General features: G+C 66.9%; 19 protein-coding genes. 13 read left to right on the top strand and 6 right to left on the bottom strand.

Annotation, left to right across the window (positions count from 1 at the left end):
- The first annotated feature begins 83 nt into the window (after positions 1-83).
- On the top strand, positions 84-380 hold the full coding sequence (locus ACED67_RS00875) for a DUF2218 domain-containing protein (RefSeq protein WP_395539559.1): 297 nt from the start codon (positions 84-86) through the stop codon (positions 378-380).
- 9 nt (positions 381-389) lie between these two features.
- On the opposite strand, the gene ACED67_RS00870 is transcribed toward ACED67_RS00875, so the two are convergent.
- The 4 genes from ACED67_RS00870 to ACED67_RS00855 all read right to left on the bottom strand — a co-directional run bounded on the left by ACED67_RS00870 (position 390) and on the right by ACED67_RS00855 (position 3,599).
- Positions 390-773, bottom strand: a complete 384-nt coding sequence (locus ACED67_RS00870; RefSeq protein ID WP_395539558.1) for a RidA family protein — start codon at positions 771-773, stop codon at positions 390-392.
- 77 nt (positions 774-850) lie between these two features.
- Positions 851-2,110: an ATP-dependent Clp protease ATP-binding subunit ClpX gene (gene clpX / locus ACED67_RS00865; protein WP_395539557.1), complete on the bottom strand. Its 1,260-nt coding sequence runs from the start codon at positions 2,108-2,110 to the stop codon at positions 851-853.
- A 136-nt stretch (positions 2,111-2,246) separates the two neighbouring features.
- Positions 2,247-2,879, bottom strand: a complete 633-nt coding sequence (gene clpP / locus ACED67_RS00860; protein ID WP_395539556.1) for an ATP-dependent Clp endopeptidase proteolytic subunit ClpP — start codon at positions 2,877-2,879, stop codon at positions 2,247-2,249.
- Between the two features lie 114 nt (positions 2,880-2,993).
- Positions 2,994-3,599 (bottom strand): CDP-alcohol phosphatidyltransferase family protein, encoded by a 606-nt coding sequence (locus ACED67_RS00855; RefSeq protein ID WP_395539555.1) that lies wholly within the window; start codon positions 3,597-3,599, stop codon positions 2,994-2,996.
- Positions 3,600-3,771: 172 nt separating this feature from the next.
- Between ACED67_RS00855 and ACED67_RS00850 the strand changes: the two genes are divergently transcribed.
- The 4 genes from ACED67_RS00850 (at position 3,772) to ACED67_RS00835 (ending at position 7,929) form a co-directional block, all read left to right on the top strand.
- The gene (locus tag ACED67_RS00850; protein WP_395539554.1) at positions 3,772-4,992 is read left to right on the top strand and encodes an ABC transporter substrate-binding protein; all 1,221 of its coding nucleotides are present in this window, start codon (positions 3,772-3,774) and stop codon (positions 4,990-4,992) included.
- A gap of 35 nt (positions 4,993-5,027) precedes the next feature.
- Positions 5,028-6,635, top strand: a complete 1,608-nt coding sequence (locus ACED67_RS00845) for an ABC transporter permease (RefSeq protein WP_395540443.1) — start codon at positions 5,028-5,030, stop codon at positions 6,633-6,635.
- The gene (locus ACED67_RS00840) at positions 6,632-7,276 is read left to right on the top strand and encodes an ATP-binding cassette domain-containing protein (RefSeq protein ID WP_395539553.1); all 645 of its coding nucleotides are present in this window, start codon (positions 6,632-6,634) and stop codon (positions 7,274-7,276) included. The genes ACED67_RS00845 and ACED67_RS00840 overlap by 4 nt, the downstream gene beginning before the upstream one ends.
- Positions 7,277-7,413: 137 nt before the next feature.
- A complete protein-coding gene (locus tag ACED67_RS00835) occupies positions 7,414-7,929 on the top strand; it encodes a CAP domain-containing protein (protein ID WP_395539552.1) in 516 nt (171 codons plus the stop codon).
- A gap of 39 nt (positions 7,930-7,968) precedes the next feature.
- Here ACED67_RS00835 and ACED67_RS00830 read toward each other — a convergent pair whose 3' ends face one another.
- A complete protein-coding gene (locus ACED67_RS00830; protein WP_395539551.1) occupies positions 7,969-9,768 on the bottom strand; it encodes a divergent polysaccharide deacetylase family protein in 1,800 nt (599 codons plus the stop codon).
- 232 nt (positions 9,769-10,000) lie between these two features.
- Between ACED67_RS00830 and ACED67_RS00825 the strand changes: the two genes are divergently transcribed.
- The 8 genes from ACED67_RS00825 to lexA all read left to right on the top strand — a co-directional run bounded on the left by ACED67_RS00825 (position 10,001) and on the right by lexA (position 16,473).
- A complete protein-coding gene (locus tag ACED67_RS00825) occupies positions 10,001-10,588 on the top strand; it encodes an anthranilate synthase component II (RefSeq protein ID WP_395539550.1) in 588 nt (195 codons plus the stop codon).
- Positions 10,585-11,598, top strand: coding sequence for an anthranilate phosphoribosyltransferase (trpD, locus tag ACED67_RS00820; protein WP_395539549.1), 1,014 nt, complete (start codon positions 10,585-10,587; stop codon positions 11,596-11,598). The genes ACED67_RS00825 and trpD overlap by 4 nt, the downstream gene beginning before the upstream one ends.
- A 165-nt stretch (positions 11,599-11,763) precedes the next feature.
- Positions 11,764-12,324, top strand: a complete 561-nt coding sequence (locus ACED67_RS00815; RefSeq protein ID WP_395539548.1) for a hypothetical protein — start codon at positions 11,764-11,766, stop codon at positions 12,322-12,324.
- A 34-nt stretch (positions 12,325-12,358) separates the two neighbouring features.
- On the top strand, positions 12,359-13,054 hold the full coding sequence (locus ACED67_RS00810) for a uracil-DNA glycosylase (protein WP_395539547.1): 696 nt from the start codon (positions 12,359-12,361) through the stop codon (positions 13,052-13,054).
- 98 nt (positions 13,055-13,152) lie between these two features.
- On the top strand, positions 13,153-13,965 hold the full coding sequence (gene trpC / locus ACED67_RS00805; protein WP_395539546.1) for an indole-3-glycerol phosphate synthase TrpC: 813 nt from the start codon (positions 13,153-13,155) through the stop codon (positions 13,963-13,965).
- A 4-nt stretch (positions 13,966-13,969) separates the two neighbouring features.
- Positions 13,970-14,458: a cyclic pyranopterin monophosphate synthase MoaC gene (gene moaC, locus ACED67_RS00800; RefSeq protein ID WP_395539545.1), complete on the top strand. Its 489-nt coding sequence runs from the start codon at positions 13,970-13,972 to the stop codon at positions 14,456-14,458.
- A complete protein-coding gene (locus ACED67_RS00795; RefSeq protein ID WP_395539543.1) occupies positions 14,455-15,618 on the top strand; it encodes a molybdopterin molybdotransferase MoeA in 1,164 nt (387 codons plus the stop codon). The genes moaC and ACED67_RS00795 overlap by 4 nt, the downstream gene beginning before the upstream one ends.
- Before the next feature lie 165 nt (positions 15,619-15,783).
- The gene (lexA, locus tag ACED67_RS00790; protein WP_395539542.1) at positions 15,784-16,473 is read left to right on the top strand and encodes a transcriptional repressor LexA; all 690 of its coding nucleotides are present in this window, start codon (positions 15,784-15,786) and stop codon (positions 16,471-16,473) included.
- 23 nt (positions 16,474-16,496) lie between these two features.
- On the opposite strand, the gene ACED67_RS00785 is transcribed toward lexA, so the two are convergent.
- Entirely contained in the window at positions 16,497-18,611 is a 2,115-nt protein-coding gene (locus ACED67_RS00785) for a ComEC/Rec2 family competence protein (RefSeq protein ID WP_395539541.1), read from the bottom strand.
- Positions 18,612-18,663: the final 52 nt, after the last annotated feature.

The following is an 18,663-nucleotide window of genomic DNA, read 5'->3' as shown; positions in this document are numbered from 1 at the left end:
GCAGGCAAGGTCCAGTGCAAGCCATGCGGCGCGACGGAAATCCGCAGGGCATCCGTTGAAAACAGAAGCGAAAGGATCAAGGCATGATCACCACGACAGGCCATTATACCAGCCCCAGGGCCTCGGGCTATCTGCAGCAGCTCTGCAAGCATTTCGCCCACAAGATCGCGGTCGAATTCGATGAGGTTTCAGGCAAAGCGGAAATGGGCTTTGGCCGCTTCGAGGCCAAGGCCGGGCCGGATCGCCTGACCGTGCAGCTTTGGATCACCGACCCCGCCCTGCTGGATCAGGCCCGGCATGTCATCGACAAGCATCTGGCGATCTTCGCCCATCGCGAGGGGTTCGAGACCCTGGACTGGACCGCCCCCGTCGCGGCCTGACAGCAGCGGTCAGCCGGGCAAAAGCGCCGTCACCTCGATCTCGATCCTGTGACGGCTGTCGATCAACCCGGCCTCGATCATCGTCGCCGCCGGAGGATTGGCGGCGAAGGTCGCCGACAGGAGCGGCCAGCAGGGTTCGAAATCCCTGCGGTCGGGCAGGATGTAATGCACCCGTACGACATCGGCGAAACTGGCCCCCGCCTGGGCCAGCGCATCGCCGATGATCTTCAACGCAAGGGCGCATTGCTCGGTCGCGCTTTCAGGGATCAGGCCCGTCGCGTGGTCGGTCCCGGTCGTGCCCGAGACATGCACCCAGCCCCCCGCCACCACAGCGCGGCAATAGCCGATCTTCGGCTCCCAGGTCGATCCGGTCGATATGCGGCGGATGGTCATGGCCTTCCCCTTCTGGTCAATGAAAAACGCCGCCCCCGAGCAGGAGCGGCGCGATGTTTCTTCACCCCGGCATGGTCTCAGCCCGCCGCGGTTTCCTTCTTCTTCGTCTCGGTATGCACCAGAAGCGGCTTCGCCCCGTTGTTCACCGCCTCATCCGAGACCACGACTTCCGAGACATTGCCCATGCCGGGCAGTTCGAACATCGTGTCGAGAAGGATGTCTTCCATGATCGACCGCAGGCCGCGCGCGCCGGTCTTGCGCTTGATCGCGCGCTTGGCGATGGCGGTCAGCGCCTCGGTCGAGAAGGTCAGCTTGACGCCTTCGATCTCGAACAGGCGCTGGTACTGCTTGACCAGGGCGTTCTTCGGCTCGGTCAGGATCGTCACCAGCGCCGCCTCATCCAGATCTTCCAGCGTGGCGACAACCGGAAGACGACCGACGAACTCCGGGATCAGACCGAATTTCAGCAGATCTTCCGGCTCCAGTTCTCGGAACAATTCGCCCGCGCCGCGTGCCTCGGGATCCTTGACCTCGGCGCCAAAGCCGATGCCGCTTCCCTTGCCGCGCTGCGCGATGATCTTTTCCAGACCGGCAAAGGCGCCGCCGCAGATGAAAAGGATATTCGTTGTGTCCACCTGCAGGAATTCCTGCTGCGGATGCTTGCGCCCGCCCTGCGGAGGTACGCTGGCAACGGTGCCTTCCATGATCTTCAAAAGCGCCTGCTGCACGCCTTCCCCGCTCACGTCGCGGGTGATCGAGGGGTTGTCGGACTTGCGGGTGATCTTGTCGACCTCGTCGATATAGACGATGCCGCGCTGCGCGCGTTCGACGTTATACTCGCTGGCCTGCAGCAGCTTGAGGATGATGTTCTCGACATCTTCGCCCACATAGCCCGCTTCGGTCAGCGTGGTCGCATCGGCCATGGTGAAGGGCACGTCCAGAATGCGCGCCAGCGTCTGCGCCAGAAGCGTCTTGCCGGTGCCGGTCGGGCCGATCAGCAGGATGTTCGATTTCGCAAGTTCCACATCCTGCTTGGTCGAATGGTTCAGCCGCTTGTAATGATTGTGCACGGCAACCGACAGCACCCGTTTGGCATGCATCTGGCCGATGACGTAATCGTCCAGCACCTTGCAGATCTCGCGCGGGGTAGGAACGCCATCCGAGGATTTCAGTCCCGAGGCCTTGGTTTCCTCGCGGATTATGTCCATGCAAAGTTCGACGCATTCGTCGCAGATGAAGACGGTTGGCCCGGCGATCAGCTTGCGGACCTCATGCTGGCTCTTGCCGCAGAATGAGCAGTAAAGCGTGTTCTTGCTGTCGCTCGAATTGGTAGCCATCCGTTGCCCTCTGCCGTCCGCCGCGCCCGTCGCGCGGCCCCCTGCCCGTGCCAGTTGCCCGGAAGTCTAGGGCAAGCCCCAGACCTCCACAATGTCAAAACGCCCTTGGCACCCCTGCCAGCCGGGCGGTGCGGCCCTACTTGCCCGCGTCTTCTGCTTTGCCGCGATCGGCGAGAATCTCGTCGATCAGGCCCCAGGCCTTGGCATCTTCGGCCGACATGAAGTTGTCACGCTCCAGCGCGGCCTCGACCGTTTCGTAATTCTGCCCGGTGTGTTTCACATAGATTTCATTCAGGCGGCGCTTCAGCTTGAGCGTTTCCTGGGCGTGAATCCATATGTCGGTCGCCTGGCCCTGATAGCCGCCCGAGGGCTGGTGCACCATGACGCGGCTGTTCGGCAGCGAGAAGCGCATGCCCTTCTCGCCGGCGGTCAGCAGCAGCGAACCCATCGAGGCCGCCTGGCCGATCACCAGAGTCGAGACCTTGGGCTTGATGTATTGCATCGTGTCATAGATCGACAGGCCCGAGGTCACCACGCCGCCCGGCGAGTTGATGTACATCGAGATTTCCTTCGAGGGATTCTCGGCCTCTAGGAACAGAAGCTGGGCGCAGATCAGGCTCGACATGCCATCATGCACGGGACCCGCCAGGAAGATGATCCGCTCCTTCAGCAGGCGTGAATAGATGTCATAGGCGCGCTCACCGCGGCTGGTTTGCTCGACCACCATCGGCACGAGCGTGTTCATGTAAGTGTCGATCGGATCGCGCATCTGGACTGCCTTTGCCACTTGAGGGACAGCGTTATCGCCGGAAGGTTTCGAGAGTCTTAGTAGCGCGCCGCCGGGGCTGCAAGGGCAGGCGATCCATAGCGTCGGCCCGCGTGCCTATCGCAACAGCTTGCGCGCAACCAGGATGCGGGCGCAGGCGGTGACAAGGCAAAGCGCACCAAATATCCCGGCAAGGGTCGAAAAACCCGCTGGCCACAGGCAGAAAAGCACGAAGAAGCCAATGGTTTCCGCGCCTTCCATCAACCCGGCGATGTAGTACAGCGACTTCTGGCCCTGCACCTCGGTTTTCAAACCACGCTTCTCTGCCATGATGGCAAAGCCCAGGAAGGAAGCGGCATTGATGTAAAAGGAAAACAGCAGGAAGGCGGCAGGAAGGGCGTTAGATGGTTCGCGCAGCGCGAAAGCCAGGGGGATCGCGCCATACAGCGCAAAGTCGCAGGCAATGTCCAGAATACCGCCGAAATCGGACTTGTCCCGCGCCCGCGCCACCGCGCCGTCCAATCCGTCGGCCAGCCGACCGGCCAGAAGCGGCGCCAGCGCCACCCAGCCCGGCGCGCCAAGGGCGATCAGCACCGCCGCCGCGAGACTGAGCGCCAAACCGGTAAGCGTCACCGCATCCGCCCCGATTCCGCGCCCGGCCAGGGCCCGGCCTGCGAGATCCAGCGGCGGGTCAATCAGTCTGCGCAGAGGGCCGTCAAGCATGGCTTCGGGTTTTCCTGTCATGTCGTTACGCGCAAAGCAGACAATAAAACGTGCACGCACGCACATGTCATCCCTGCCAAGTTAAGATTGCCTCGGCCCCGTTTTCCTTCGTATCCCTAGGTGAACAGACGCGCAAATGCCCCGCGTGCAACCTTGAGCCAGCGAACACAAGTTGCAGATACAAAGACGCCATTTCCTGGGGGCCTTCGCCGCCGCTGCCACGCTTCCCTCCCTGCCCCCCGCCGCCCGGGCATCGGAAACCTGGGATGCGCTTCTGGCGCGCGCCCGCGGCCAGACGGTCTGGTGGCACGCCTGGGGCGGCGATCCGAAAATCAACGACTTCATCACCTGGCTGGGTGAACAGGCGCAGACGCGGTACGGGATCGCGCTGAAACATGTCAAGCTGTCCTCGACCGCCGAGGCCGTCGCCGCCGTCCTGGCCGAGCGCGACGCGGGCCGCATGACCGGCGGATCGGTGGACCTGATCTGGATCAACGGCGAGAACTTCGCCGCGATGCGTGCGGAAAACCTGCTCTTTGGCCCCTTCGCCGAAAGACTGCCGAACTGGTCTCTTGTCGACACCACCGGCAAACCCGCGGTCGCCACCGACTTCACTTTGCCGACCAATGGCTATGAAAGCCCCTGGGCCATGGCCCAATTCGTCTTCGAATATGACACGGCCCGCCTTGCCGTGCCGCCCCGGAACATGGCCGCGCTGCGCGACTGGATCATCGCGAATCCCGGTCGCTTCACCTATCCGCAACCACCCGACTATCTGGGCGTCACCTTTCTCAAGCAGATCCTCTACGCCACGATCGCCGAGCCCGCACTTTTGCAGGCCCCTGTCGACCCGACCGCCTATGACGGCCTGGTCGCACCGCTTTGGGACTGGATCGCGGCGATCACGCCCGCGCTGTGGCGGGCGGGGCAGGCCTTTCCGCCCAGCGAGGCCGCTTTGGGCCAGTTGCTGGCCGATGGCGAAATCGACATCTCCTTCGCGTTCAATCCCGGCCGCGCCAGCGCAGAAATCGCCGCTGGCACGCTGTCCGACACGGTGCGCACCTTCACGCCGTCTGGCGGCACGATCGGCAATGCAAGCTTTCTGGCCATTCCCTTCAACGCGTCCGCGCCTGAGGGCGCACAGGTGATCGCCAATCTGGTCCTGTCACCCGACGTGCAGGTCCGCGCCCAGGACCCGGCCATCCTGGGCTTTCAGACAGTGCTCGATCTTGGCCGCCTGACGCCCGAGGATCGCGCGCGTTTCACCGCACTTGATCTGGGGGTCGCGACGCTGGGTCCCGACGCGCTTGGCCCGGCCCTGCTTGAGCCCCATGCAAGCTGGGCCACAGAGCTGGCCCGCGACTGGCAGGCGCGCTACGGGACCGCCCGTTGATCCTGCGCATCGCGCCTGTTCTGGTGCTCTCCGTCATGGTCTTGCCTGTTGGAGCCGGACTGCTGGGCACGATCGGGCCAGCGCTGCGTCCCGGAGCAGTTGACGCGCTTTTGGCCTGGCCCGGCCTGGCGCGGGCCATGAGCCTGTCGTTTGCCACGGGACTTGCAAGCACCGTCCTCGCGCTGGTCGTCGTGGTGCTGATCCTCGCCACCCTGTCCGACAGCCGGGCCTTCGCGGCATTGTGCCGCCTGCTCTCGCCGCTTCTCGCCCTGCCCCATGCCGCCGCGGCCCTGGGACTCGCCTTCCTGATTGCGCCATCGGGCTGGATCGCCCGAGCGCTGTCGCCCTGGGCGACCGGCTGGACCACGCCGCCTGACGCGCTGATCCTGAACGATCCGCTCGGCCTGTCCCTGACTCTGGGCCTGGTGGCCAAGGAGGTTCCCTTCCTGCTGCTGATGGCCCTCGCCGCCCTTCCGCAAACCGACGCACCAGCGCGCAAACTGCTGGCAGCGAGCCTTGGCTATGGCCGTGCGACGGGCTTCGTCTTCACCATCCTGCCCGCGCTCTATCCTCTTTTGCGCCTGCCCTGCCTGGCGGTTCTTGCCTATGGCATGACCACCGTCGAGATGGGAATGATCCTTGGCCCCGGCCTCCCGCCACCCCTTTCCGTACAGATCTCGCTCTGGTCGGCCCAAGCAGACCTGGCCACGCGCCCGCTGGCCGCCGCCGGTGCGCTGGTTCAGCTTATGCTTGTGGCGGCGGCCATGGGTGTTTGGCTTCTGGCCGAGCGCGCCACGATCCACCTTCTGCGTTGCGCGGCCCTGTCGGGGATCCGTGCCCGATTCCTTGACGCCCCGCTTGCCGCCCTGGCGCTGACGTTTGGCGCAGGGCTCGGCAGCGCGCTGGCGCTTGGACTTGCCGGACTGACGCTCTGGTCCTTTGCCGGTCTGTGGAGCTTTCCCGACCTGCTGCCGCAGACCCTGTCTTTCACCACCTGGCAGCGGGCCGCGACGGGCCTGACCGCCACGACCCTGACCACGCTGGCGCTTGCGCTGGCCAGCGCCAGCGTCGCGCTGGCTTTGGTCTTCGTCTTGCTCGAGGCCGAGGCGCGGCAGGGCCACCGCCTGGGCCTTCCGGCGCAGGCGATCGTGTGGCTGCCGCTGCTGATGCCGCAGATCGCTCTTCTCCCGGGACTACAACTGCTGACCTTGCAGCTTGGCGCAGGCGGTGCCGCTGCTGTCTTCGCGGGACATCTGGTTTTCGTGCTGCCCTATGTCTTTCTGTCGCTTTCCGCACCCTTCCGCGCCATTGACCCGCGCCTTGCCACATTGGCCGCGAGCCTAGGTGCCAGCCCGAACCGCCGGTTCTGGCAGGTGCGCCTGCCGTTGCTCCTGCGTCCCGCCTTGACCGCGCTCGCCGTCGGACTGGCTGTGTCGGTCGGCCAGTACCTGCCGACGCTGCTTCTGGGCGGCGGGCGCGTGACCACGCTTACGACCGAAGCGGTCGCCCTATCTTCTGGCGGCAACCGGCGGCTGATCGGCGCATATGCCCTGCTGCAAATGCTGCTGCCGACCGCAGGATTCGCGCTGGCGATCCTGGTTCCAGCTTTGGTCTTCCGCCACCGCAAAGCCATGCAGCGATGAGTGCTGGCTTGTATATGCGCGATCTGCGGATCGCGGCTCCGGGCGCCGCGGCGCCCTTCGTACGGATTGACGCCCATGTGCCGCCAGGACAGGTCCTTACCGTCATGGGGCCCTCCGGGTCCGGCAAATCCACCCTGCTCGCCGCCCTCATCGGCAGCCTGCCCCCGGGCTTTCGCCTCTGGGGCGGCATCGCGCTGAACGGTCGCGACGTGACCGACCTGCCGACCGAAGCCCGGCGCATCGGGATTCTCTTTCAGGATCCGCTGCTTTTCCCCCATCTTTCCGTCGCCGGAAACCTTGCCTTCGCCCTGCCACGCGGCCTACGCGGTGGTGCCCGTGCCGCGACGATCGAGGCGGCGCTCGAGGAAGCCGGGCTCGGCGGCTTCGGCCCACGCGATCCCGCAACCCTGTCAGGGGGGGAGCGGTCCCGCGTCGCTTTGATGCGCACACTTCTGGCGGCGCCCGAGGCTCTTCTGCTGGATGAGCCCTTCGCGCGGCTCGATGTCGCGCGGCGTGCCCAGATCCGCGCCTTCACCTTTGACACGGCAAGGGCGCGCGGGCTTCCGGTCGTGCTTGTCACCCATGACCCGCAGGATGCCGAGGCCGCCGCAGGACCGCTCGTACCCCCCTTCGGGCACTGAATCATCGGAGGCTCGCGGCAGGCAATCCGGCCAAACTGGTCCAGCCGCCCCGAAATTGCCTAGAAATCGTCGCATCCTTTCCCCGCGCGCCGGACAGGATGACGGGCATGACCCTCGGCTGCCACCGGAGTAGTTCCATGCCCAAAACCGCTCGCCTGCGCCTAGCAGTGCTTTTGTCCAGCCTGCTCTTGGGCGTGACCCTCTCCGCGCAAGGCGCCCATGCCGCCGGCGGTGGCGGCTGCGCCCTTCCGGCCAATACCGCGACGATGCGCGCAGAACTTCTCAAGGGCATCAATGCCGAGCGGACCAAGCGCGGCCTCGCGCCGCTGCGCCTGAACGCGGCGCTCGACAAGGCGGCCCAGGGCCATGCCTGCGACAATGCCAAGCGCCGTTCGGTCAGCCACGACTCCTCGGATGGCAGCAAGCTGCAGCATCGCCTTCGCCGCGTGGGATATGACTACCGCACCGCCTCCGAGAATACCGGTCGGGGCTTCGGCACGCCCAAGCGCGCCGTGGAATGGTGGATGAACTCGCCCCATCACAAGGACAACATGCTGATGCGCGAAACGCGCGACATCGGCATCGGAATCGCCCTGTCGCCTGCACCGGAAAACCGGCTGCATTGGGTGATCGACATGGGCAAGTCCGACTGACGCAAACGGTATGGCGCGCCGTCGCGCGCCACAGCCAGCCTAGGGCTGTGCCATCACCGCCGTCACGGGGGCCAGCGCCACAGTGCCCGCGCGGCCCTCGACCGTCCATTCCAGCAACGCCGCCACCGTTTCCGGCCGCGCATGACCGATGACCGTGACATGCCCCTCCTGCGCCGCCTTGAAGGCGGCGCGATCCAGATAGCGGCGGATGACGGGGGCGGCCTCGCCCTCGGCATCCAGAGCGCGGAAGGCGACGGTCGCAGGAATTTCGGCCCGACGCGCCACCTGATCGGCGGCGTTCAGCCCCTGGTCCCAGGTCACCAGCCCCAGGCCCTCGGCCTCGATCACCGGCACGACCAGCGACGCCATGCCCCGGTCGTTCTGGAACACGCGATCCGGCGGGTCCAGCACCGCCACCGCTTGCGGCAGCGCCTGTTGCATAGACTGGAACGCCACCTCGACATCGGATGCCGCAGCCCCCTTGGGCAATCCAGAGGCCAGCATGAGCACCTCCTGATCCGCCGCACGATAGATCTCGGCCCGTTCGGCCGCACCAGCCGCCAGGGGATCAAGCGCGAAGCTGACCGGGAAAGGCAGTTTCGCCAGCGCCGCCCGATCCAACGCCGGATCGCCGTCATCGATCAGGATCACGGCAAACAGCGGTTTGCCCGTCGGATTGTCAAAGGCCCGTGCATTCCGCGCGACCGGCCGCACATCGGGTGCAGCCTCAGCCCCGGCCTCGTCGCCGATCCGGGGCAGCCGGTCCGAGACGATGCCGTCCGCCCCGGCCTTATCGGCCGCCTGCTCCTTGCCGCTGTCGATCAGCGAGGGGACGCTCGGCAGCGTCGTCCCCTCTCCCACCACGATCCTGCCCACATCGCCCGCGGAGGGCGGTGCAGGGGCCCCATCGGGAACGACGATTTCGGGCGCCGGTCCGGGCGTCTCATCGACCGCCTCGCCGTTCTGGTCGGGCGGCAGCACCGCTTCCGGGCCATCCTTGGCGATCTGCGCCAACATGGCTTCTTCCTCGGGCGTCAGCGGCGGCAGACCGGGCGGTACGGCGGCATCGGGCGCCGCGTCCCCTGCGGGGGACGGTTCGGCGAGGGCGCGGCTCGCCGGATCGGGAAGGACCACCGGTGCAGGTTCGGGCACCGGCGCCGTGACAGCGCCTTCGCCGAGCGCGGGCGGCGCAAGGGTTTCCGGCGGGGCAACCGCCATAGCGGCGCCGGCGGCGGGCGCTTCCGCAGGTTGCGCCAGCGGCTCGGGCGCCGCTTCCTTGCCCGGCGGCGACAACTCCGTCGGCGGATTAGGCTGCACGGGTGGGGCAGACGCTGCGGGTTGGGCCGGGGCTTCGGCCAGGGCGGGCGCGGAAGGCGCGACCGGAACGGCTCCTTCGGCAAGGGGCGGTTCGGGCGCGAGTGCCGCCTGATCATCCGGCACCGGCGTCGGCTTGGCGTCGTCAGGGGTCGGCTGCGGGGCTTCGGGTTGGCCGGGTTCGGTCGTCGGATCGGGTTGAACGGCGGGCGCACGCGTCGGTACGGAAGGTTCGCCAGCGGAACTTGGCGCCGCGTCTGGACCCTCGCCATCCGCAGCCGGGACGGTTGAGGGTTCTGCCGTCGGTGCGGGCGACGGCCCTACTGGGGCCGCCGGCGCGGCTTCGGGCATCGGCGTCGCCGTGGGTTCGGGCGCCGAAGCAGGCGCGGATAGGGCAGGTTCTGAACCCGGCAGCGCGGGCGGCGGCAGCGCACGCGGCCCCGGCGCCATGATTGAAATCAGCGCCAAAACACCCGTGCCCACAAGCGCGCCCAAGCCCGCGCCCAAGAGGAACCTGCCGATCACTTCCGCCTCCGTCCTTGCCCCGAACCCTTGCGCCCAACGGCCAATTCCGCCCGACCTGCGCCCGGCGGCTCGCGGGTTGGCCCCGCTTTGCGACCGGTCCGGCCCGGATCGCGCCCCGCTATCGCGTGCCGCCACCTTGACCTTTCCGCCCTCTGCGGACCATGTATAGCGCGACAAGCGCCGCCCTTCACCCCCTTTTCCTGCGGGGTCCGGCAAGATAAGGCCAAGCGACATGCTGCTTCTGATCGACAATTACGACAGCTTCACCTGGAATCTGGTGCATTACCTCGGCGAACTTGGTGCCGATGTGCAGGTCCATCGCAACGACGCGCTGCAAGTGCAGGATGCGCTGGCCATGCGGCCCGAAGCCATCGTGCTGTCGCCAGGCCCCTGCGATCCCGCCGCCGCCGGCATCTGCCTGCCGCTGACCAAGGCCGCGGCCGAAGCGGGCGTGCCGCTTCTGGGCGTCTGTCTGGGCCATCAGACCATCGGCGAGGCATTTGGCGGCAAGGTCGTGCGCTGCCACGAGATCGTCCATGGCAAGATGGGCATGATGCACCATTCCGGCAAAGGCGTCTTCGCGGGCCTGCCCTCGCCCTTCGAGGCAACGCGATACCATTCGCTGGTCGTGGATCGCGACAGCCTGCCCGCCAGCCTTGAAATCACCGCCTGGCTGGAAGACGGCACCATCATGGGCCTGCGCCACCGCGAAAAACTGGTCGAAGGCGTGCAGTTCCACCCAGAATCCATCGCCTCGCAGCATGGCCACCAACTTCTGCGCAATTTCCTGCAAGAAGCCCGCGTCAAGGTGCCCGCATGAGCGACCGGCTGCGCCCGCTGATCGGCATCGCCGCCGAACGCCCGCTGTCGCGGATCGAGGCCGAAACTGCCTTCGAAGCCCTCTTCGAAGGCGAAGGCACCCCGGCCCAGATGGGCGGCTTCCTGATGGCCATCCGCACCCGGGGCGAGACGGTCGATGAATATGCCGCCGCCGCCTATGTGATGCGCTCGAAATGCAATCCGGTCCGCGCGCCCGAGAGTGCGATCGACATCGTGGGCACTGGCGGCGACGGCAAGGGCACGCTGAATATCTCGACCGCGACCGCTTTCGTCGTCGCCGGCGCGGGCGTCCCGGTCGCCAAGCACGGCAATCGCAATCTCAGCTCGAAATCCGGTGCCGCCGATGCGCTGACGGCCATGGGGCTTAATGTCATGGTCGGCCCGGATGTGGTCGAGAAATGCCTGGCCGAAGCCGGAATCGGCTTCATGATGGCGCCGATGCACCACCCCGCCATCCGCCACGTCATGCCGGTTCGGGCCGAACTGGGCACCCGGACCATCTTCAACATCCTTGGCCCCCTGACCAACCCGGCGGGCGTCAAGCGACAATTGACCGGCGCCTTCTCGGCAAGGCTGATCCGGCCCATGGCCGAAACCCTGCTGGCCCTGGGCTCGGAAAAGGCCTGGCTCGTCCATGGCGGCGACGGTACGGATGAGCTGTCCATCGCCCTGTCCAGCAAGGTCGCGGCTTTGGACAGGGGCGAGATCACCGAGTTTGATGTCCATCCCGAAGACGCGGGCCTGCCCGCCCATCCGTTCGAGGCGATCATCGGCGGCACACCCGAGGAAAACGCCGCCGCTTTCTGCGCCCTTCTGGATGGCGCGCCGGGCGCCTATCGGGATGCGGTGCTGTTGAACTCCGCCGCCGCGTTGGTGGTGGCCGACAAGGCGGCCAGCCTCAAGGAAGGCGTGGCGCGCGCTGCCGAGAGCATCGACAGTGGAGCAGCCAAAGCCAAGGTCGCGGCGCTGATCGCACTGACCACGGTCTGAGCCGCTTTCTCAGCCATGTGACGAAAAGGGGCAACAGTCGCAGCAGGATAGCGTCAACCGGCAGGGTCCGGATTGCAGCGCCCGCCGCCGGAATGCTATTGGTTGTTCAGCAAGCGATGCGACGCGCTATTCCTAGCGTGTCTCTTTCATGAAAGTGCCCGACCCGTGAAATTCCGCCCCGCTCTCGCCGCCGCTGCCCTCCTCGTTGCCACGGGTAATGCGGCCCTTGCCGATGGCACCTTCTTTCAGGTCGATATCGCCGGTCAGACCCAAACCGTGGTCGCAAGCGGTGTCTGGGGACGCTTTGGCGCAGAAGTCGCGGCGTCGAAATACGAGGGCGGTCATGACACGGGCGCCGCGCTCAGCTTTGGCATCCCCCTTGGTTCGGCCACCCTGCGGATTGGCCCCTCGATCGGCTGGTCCGATGACAGAGGCACCCAGACGGGCGGCAAGGTCGCACTGGAGAATTACAGTCCCACCAGCTTTGGCGGCCTCTATGCGCTTGGTTTCTACAACACGGTCGATGACGCCTGGTTCCTGCTTGGCCAGGTCAGCCATGGTGCCAGCGGTTTCGGGCTCGAGCTGTCGCGCGGCGGCAGCGACAATTACCACGAAACCACGGTTGCCCTGCAAAAACGCCTCGGCGGCGGCGATCTAAGCCTGCGCGGCGGGTACAAGTTCGACAGCGAAGAGGCTTTCATCGGCTTCTCGGTCAACACGTTCTAGCCGCCGCCCCGCGCCCGCAGCCCAAGGACGTACCATGACCATGGTTCCCGAACCGCCGGCAAGCTGGTCGGACCTGCCCTTCTTCACGAGCCGATGGCCCGCTCTGCGCGAACGGCTCGCCGCGGCGCCCGATTGGCAACCCCGGGATCCGTTCCGCGCCCTGCGCCTGACCCCGCGTCCTGCCGTCCGAGTGGTCATTCTGGGCCAGGATCCCTATCCCACGCCCGGCCGCGCCACCGGCCTTGCCTTCTCCTTTCCGCCGGACGAGCGTCCTCGCGACAGCCTGAAGAACATCCTCACCGAACTCGCCGCCGATATCGGCGCCGGGAAACCGGATGGCGACCTGACATCCTGGGCCGAGCAGGGCATCCTTCTGCTGAACACCGCGCTGACCGTGCCTCTTGGCCAATCCAACGGCCATAAAGGCTGGGGTTGGGAAACCCTGACTGCCCAGATCCTGGACGCCACCGCCACAGACGGCCCCCGCGCCTTCCTTCTCTGGGGCGCGCCCGCGCAAAAGCTCTGCGCGAAACTGCCCCGCGACGGACATCTCTTTCTCGAAAGCCCGCATCCCTCGCCCCTCTCGGCCTATCGCGGCTTTTTCGGCTCGCGCCCTTTCTCGGCCATCAACTCCTGGCTTGAAAGCCGCGGTGAGCCCTTGATCGACTGGACCCGTCCTGCCGCCCCGCCTGACGCCTTCCCTTCGCCGCCGCTCCGCGCTAAGTCCTGAAGCGAAGCCCTTCATCTTGGCGGAAATATCACCCGGCGGCTCCGGGAGTGTGGAAACCCGGAGGCTCGCAGAGCGAAGACCGCCCGAAAGGACAGCGCATGACCACGATCCTCGACCGCATCAAGGCCTACAAGCTTGAGGAGGTCGCTGCCCGCAAGGCCGCCCGCCCGCTGGCCGAGCTCGAGGACGCCGCCCGCGCCGCACCTGCCCCTCGCGGTTTCGCCCGCGCCCTGACCGACGCCGCTCAGACCGGCTATGGCCTTATCGCTGAAATCAAGAAGGCCTCGCCCTCGAAAGGCCTGATCCGCCCCGATTTCGACCCGCCCGCGCTGGCCCGCGCCTATGAGGAAGGTGGCGCCACCTGCCTGTCGATCCTAACCGACACGCCCTCTTTCCAGGGCGCCGATGAATATCTGACCCAGGCCCATGACGCGACCGCGCTGCCCTGCCTGCGCAAGGATTTTCTCTACGACCCCTATCAGGTCGCCGAGGCCCGCGCCCTGTCGACCGATTGCATCCTGATCATCATGGCCTCGCTTTCCGACGAACAGGCCGTCGAACTCGAAGCCGCAGCGATGGAATGGGGCATGGATGTGCTGATCGAAGTGCATGACCGCGCAGAGCTTGAGCGTGCCCAGACCCTGAAATCGCCGCTGATCGGCATCAACAACCGCAATCTCCACACATTCGAGGTCACGCTCGACACCACACGCCAACTGGCCCGGCTGGTGCCGGAAGACCGCCTGATCGTCGCGGAAAGCGGCCTTTACACCCCGGATGACCTTGCCGATCTGGCCCGTTTCGGCGCGCGCTGCTTCCTGATCGGCGAAAGCCTGATGCGGCAGGACGACGTCGCGGCCGCCACCCGCACCATCCTGACCAAGCCCCTCACCGCACAAGGCGGGATCTGACGCCATGGCGAACCCCTCCGGCCTCACCCATTTCGACGCCCAGGGGGCCGCGCATATGGTCGATGTCTCCGACAAGCCGGTGACCGCACGCAGCGCGACGGCCGAGGGTTTCGTCGTGATGACGCCCGAGACGCTGGCCCTGATCACTTCGGGCCAGGCGAAGAAGGGCGACGTTCTGGGCGTAGCGCGGCTTGCCGGAATCATGGGGGCGAAACAGACCTCCAGCCTGATCCCGCTGTGCCATCCGCTGCCCATCACTAAGGTCGCGCTGGACCTGACGCCCGATCCCGTGCGCCCGGCCATCCGCGTCGAGGCGACCGTCAAGACCGGCGGCCAAACCGGGGTCGAGATGGAGGCGCTGACCGCCGTCACCGTGGCCTGCCTGACCATCTATGACATGGTGAAGGCGGTCGAGAAATCGATGCGGATCGAAGGGATACGCCTTCTCGTCAAGGAAGGCGGCAAGTCGGGCCGCTATGAGGCCCAGCCATGATCCCGGTCGAGGAAGCCGCCGCCCGTCTGCTCGCCCTCGCCCGGCTGCTGCCGGCCGAATCTGTGCCTCTGTCGCAAGCCGCGGGCCGCTGGATGGCCGAACCCGCCCTTGCCCGCCGCGACCAGCCGCCCTTCGACACCTCGGCCATGGACGGATACGCCGTCCAGGGCGATCCCAAACCGGGCGACAGCTTCACCGTGATCGGCGAGGCCGGGGCCGGCCACCGCTATGCCGGAAGCCTCGCCGCCGGTCAGGCCGTGCGCATTTTCACCGGCGCGCCTGTTCCCGCTGGCGCAACCCGCGTGGTCATTCAGGAAGATGTGCGCCGTGACGGCGACAGGATCACCCTGACCAGCACAGACAGCGGCGCCAATATCCGCCTGCGCGGCCAGGATTTCCCGGCTGGTGCGGCCCTCGCGCCGCGCCGCCTGCGCCCGGCCGACCTTGCCCTTCTCGCCGCGATGAACCTGCCGCGCGTCTCGGTCGCGCGCCGCCCGGTCGTGGCGCTGATCGCCACCGGGGATGAGCTTGTGATGCCCGGCGAAGACCCCGGCCCCGACCAGATCATCGCCTCCAACGCCTTTGCGCTTCAGGCAATGGCCCGGGCCGAGGGGGCGGAGGCGCGGCTGATGCCGATCGCCCCGGATCGCCCCGAGGCGCTGCGCGAAGCCCTGTCCCGCGCCGCCGATGCCGACGTGATCGTCACGATCGGCGGCGCCTCGGTCGGCGATCATGATCTTGTCGGTCGCGTCACGCAGGAGATGGGCCTCGCCCCCGCCTTCTGGAAAATCGCCATGCGCCCCGGCAAACCGCTGATGGCGGGCCGTCTGGGCGACGCGATCCTGCTGGGCCTACCCGGCAACCCCGTCTCGGCCATCGTCACCGGGCACCTTTTCCTTTTGCCCTTGCTGCGCGCCCTGCAAGGCGACCCCGCCCCCCTTCCCCAGCCGCTGACCGCGACCCTGGCCGCTGATCTCCCGGCCAATGGCCCGCGCACCCATTACATGCGCGCACGCCGGACCGGGCAGGACATCACGCCCTTCGACAAACAGGACAGCGCGCTTCTCACGATCCTGACCGAAGCCAATGCCCTGCTGATCCGCCCGATTTCCGCCCCTCCGGCACAGGCCGGAGAGAGCGTCCCCTACCTACCCCTCTGAGCCTGCCCTTCACCTCGCCCGAAATACTCCCGGGGGTGCGAAGGCCGGCGGCGTCGCGCGACATATCCACAGGCGTACCGCCAAAAGTCTTGACACAAACCGGGAACACGGGCAGAACATTGCGTTAACGATTATGACCAAGACCCAGAAACGGGGGCCGGGCCGATGTTGACGCGCAAACAGCTTGAACTTCTGACCTTCATCAAGACCCGGACCGAGGCGGATGGCGTGCCGCCCTCGTTCGACGAGATGAAAGAGGCGCTGGATCTGCGCTCGAAATCCGGTATCCACCGGCTGATCACCGCGCTGGAAGAGCGCGGCTTCATCCGCCGTCTTGCCCATCGCGCCCGCGCCTTGGAAATCATCAAGCTGCCCGAGGCGATGGAAAAAGCCGCGGGCTTCGCGCCCAAGGTGATCAAGGGCGACAAGGTCGATCCGCCGCGCGACGCAATGCCCGTCACCACCGTCCATGCACTGGAACTGCCGGTGATGGGCCGCATCGCGGCCGGCGTGCCGATCGAGGCGATCTCGGAAGTCTCGCATCATGTCGCGGTGCCCGGCTCTATGCTCTCGGGCCGGGGCAATCACTATGCGCTTGAAGTCAAAGGCGATTCCATGATCGAGGCCGGGATCAACGATGGTGACATCGTGGTGATCCGCGAACAGGACACCGCCGAGAATGGCGATATCATCGTGGCTCTGGTCGAAGATCACGAGGCGACGCTGAAGCGCTTCCGCCGTCGCGGCGGCATGATCGCGCTGGAAGCGGCGAACCCGGCCTATGAAACCCGCGTCTTCCCGGATTATCTGGTGAAGGTTCAGGGTCGCCTTGTCGGGCTGATCCGCAGCTATTGACCGCACGGCGGGGGAACCCCGCCCTACGGCGCCGCCTGGGCCAGTCGCAGCGGCTCTGGCAGCAAGCCTGCGATCAGCGCTGAGTCCATCGGTTTTCCCGACCAGATCCGCCCGCCCTCGCGCGCCGCTTCGACCGTGATTGCCTGTTCGCTGACCCGCAGCGCCAGAGGCCCGGTCTGGGCCAACAGGCGCTGATCGATCACCCGGCATCCTTCCGGCGCCGCGCCCGGCGCAAGCGCCACTGCGATCACCACCAGATCATGCCCGGCGCAGGCAGCAGGCAGCGCCGCCTCGGCCCCCTTGCCCGACAGCGCCACCCCCGTCAGCCCGGCAAAGGCGAATGCGCGCGCGCCTTTCGGCCCGGTGAAACCTGGACGCGCCGCCGCCACCTCCTGCGCGACCAGATCGCCGTCATTCTCCAGCCAGTTCTGCGCGGCAAACCCGCCGCCCTTCGCCGCCGACAAGGCCCGCCCCTCCGGCCCCATCATGCCCAGCAGCCGTCCATCGCCCGAGATCAGCAGATCGGGACGCGCCTCAAGCGGCCAGATCGCCAGAGCCATGATCACGGGTGCCAGCCCAGCCAGCCTTGCCCGGCCGGGCCAAAGGATCAACCACAGCGCGCCCAGAGCCAGCACCGCCAGTACCCCCTGGCCCGGCGCGGCGATGCCGGTGACCGAGCCTTCCATTCCCGCCACCCGATAGGCGACGGCAAGAATCCAGTCGCAGCACAGGCCCATCGCCCAAAGGGGCAGCCCCGCAAGACCAAAGGGCGCCAGCAGCACGGCAAGCGCGCCTAGCGGCATCACCACACCCATCACCGGCACCGTCAGCAGGTTGGCGACGAAACCGTAATCGGTGAAGCGGTTGAAATGCGCCGCCGCGAAGGGTGCGGTCGCGACGCCCGCGATGGCGGAACTGGCGATCAGCGTGAACGCGGGCAGGGTCCAGCGCGGCCAGCGCCCCAGCATCACGCCCCGGTCCAGCGCCTGAAACCCCGCCACCAAAGCCACCGTCGCCGCCATCGACATCTGGAAACCCGGCGCCAGCAATACCTCCGGCTGCCACAAGAGCAGCACCGCCGCCGCCAGCGCCGCCGAGCGCAGCGTGATCGCCCGCCGGTCCAGAAGCACCGCGCCCAGCATCACACAGACCATCACGAAGGCCCGTTCGGTCGCCACATTGGCCCCGGACAGAAGCAGATAGAACAGCGCCACCGCCAGCGACACCACGGCCGAGACCTTCTTGGCGTGAACCCGCACCGCCAGCACCGGAACCGCCGCAATCGCCGTGCGCAGAAGCATGAAAACGAAACCCACGAGGAAAGCGAGATTCATCCCCGAAATCGCCAGAAGATGGGCAAGCGAACTGTCGCGCAGCGCCTCGACCGTGGCCTGGCTTATCCCGGACCGGTCCCCTGTCATCGACCCCGAGGCAAAGGCCCCCGCTTCGCCCGGAATCGCCGCCTTCATATAGGCCGACAGATAGGCGCGCAGCCGCCCGATCCAGGCCTCGCCACGCCCCGGCGGTTCCAGCAGCATGACCGGGTTGCGCGTGTAGCCCACCGCCCCCAATCGCTCGAAATAGGCCATGCGGCGGAAATCGAAGCCTCCCGGCTCGACCGCGCCCTCCGGCGCGGCCAGGGATGCGGTGACCATCACGGTTTCGCCCGGCTGCGGATCATGCATCGGGTCGCCATGAAGCGACACGCGCACCCGCAGCGGTGTGCGGGCGGGAGGCAGGTTTTCCAGCACCACCTGGTCCAGCGTCATCCGCAGCGCATCCGAGCCGGACCGATCGATTTCGATCACCCGGCCCTCGACCGGGCCGAAATAGCGGAAGGTCAGCATGGGCGCGTCCTGCCATTGCGCCCGCAGACCGGCGGCCAGAAACCCAAGCGCCAGCGCCGCCGCAAAGCCGCCCAAGGGCCGCAACAACTCTGCCCCGCGCCGAAGAAGCGCCAGGCCCAGAAGAAAAAGCCCAAGACCCGCGGCATAGGCCGCAATACCCGGCTCATGCGGCCAGCCGAACCAGGTGCCGATGCCGATGCCGATCGCCACGGCGGCAAAGGGGAACAGTTCCCCGCGCGCCGCCTGCACGGCCCGCAACGGCCCCAGCAGCCCCCGTGCGATTTGGTCCACCCCGACCGACACCTTGCCCTTCCCCCCGCCTCCCGTCTAAATGCGCGCCAAG

It is taken from the genome of Neotabrizicola paludis (assembly GCF_044142105.1).
Lineage (GTDB): Bacteria > Pseudomonadota > Alphaproteobacteria > Rhodobacterales > Rhodobacteraceae > Pseudogemmobacter.
The sequence above is the reverse complement of the archived record's forward strand: the minus strand, read 5'-3'. Positions and strand labels throughout refer to the sequence as shown.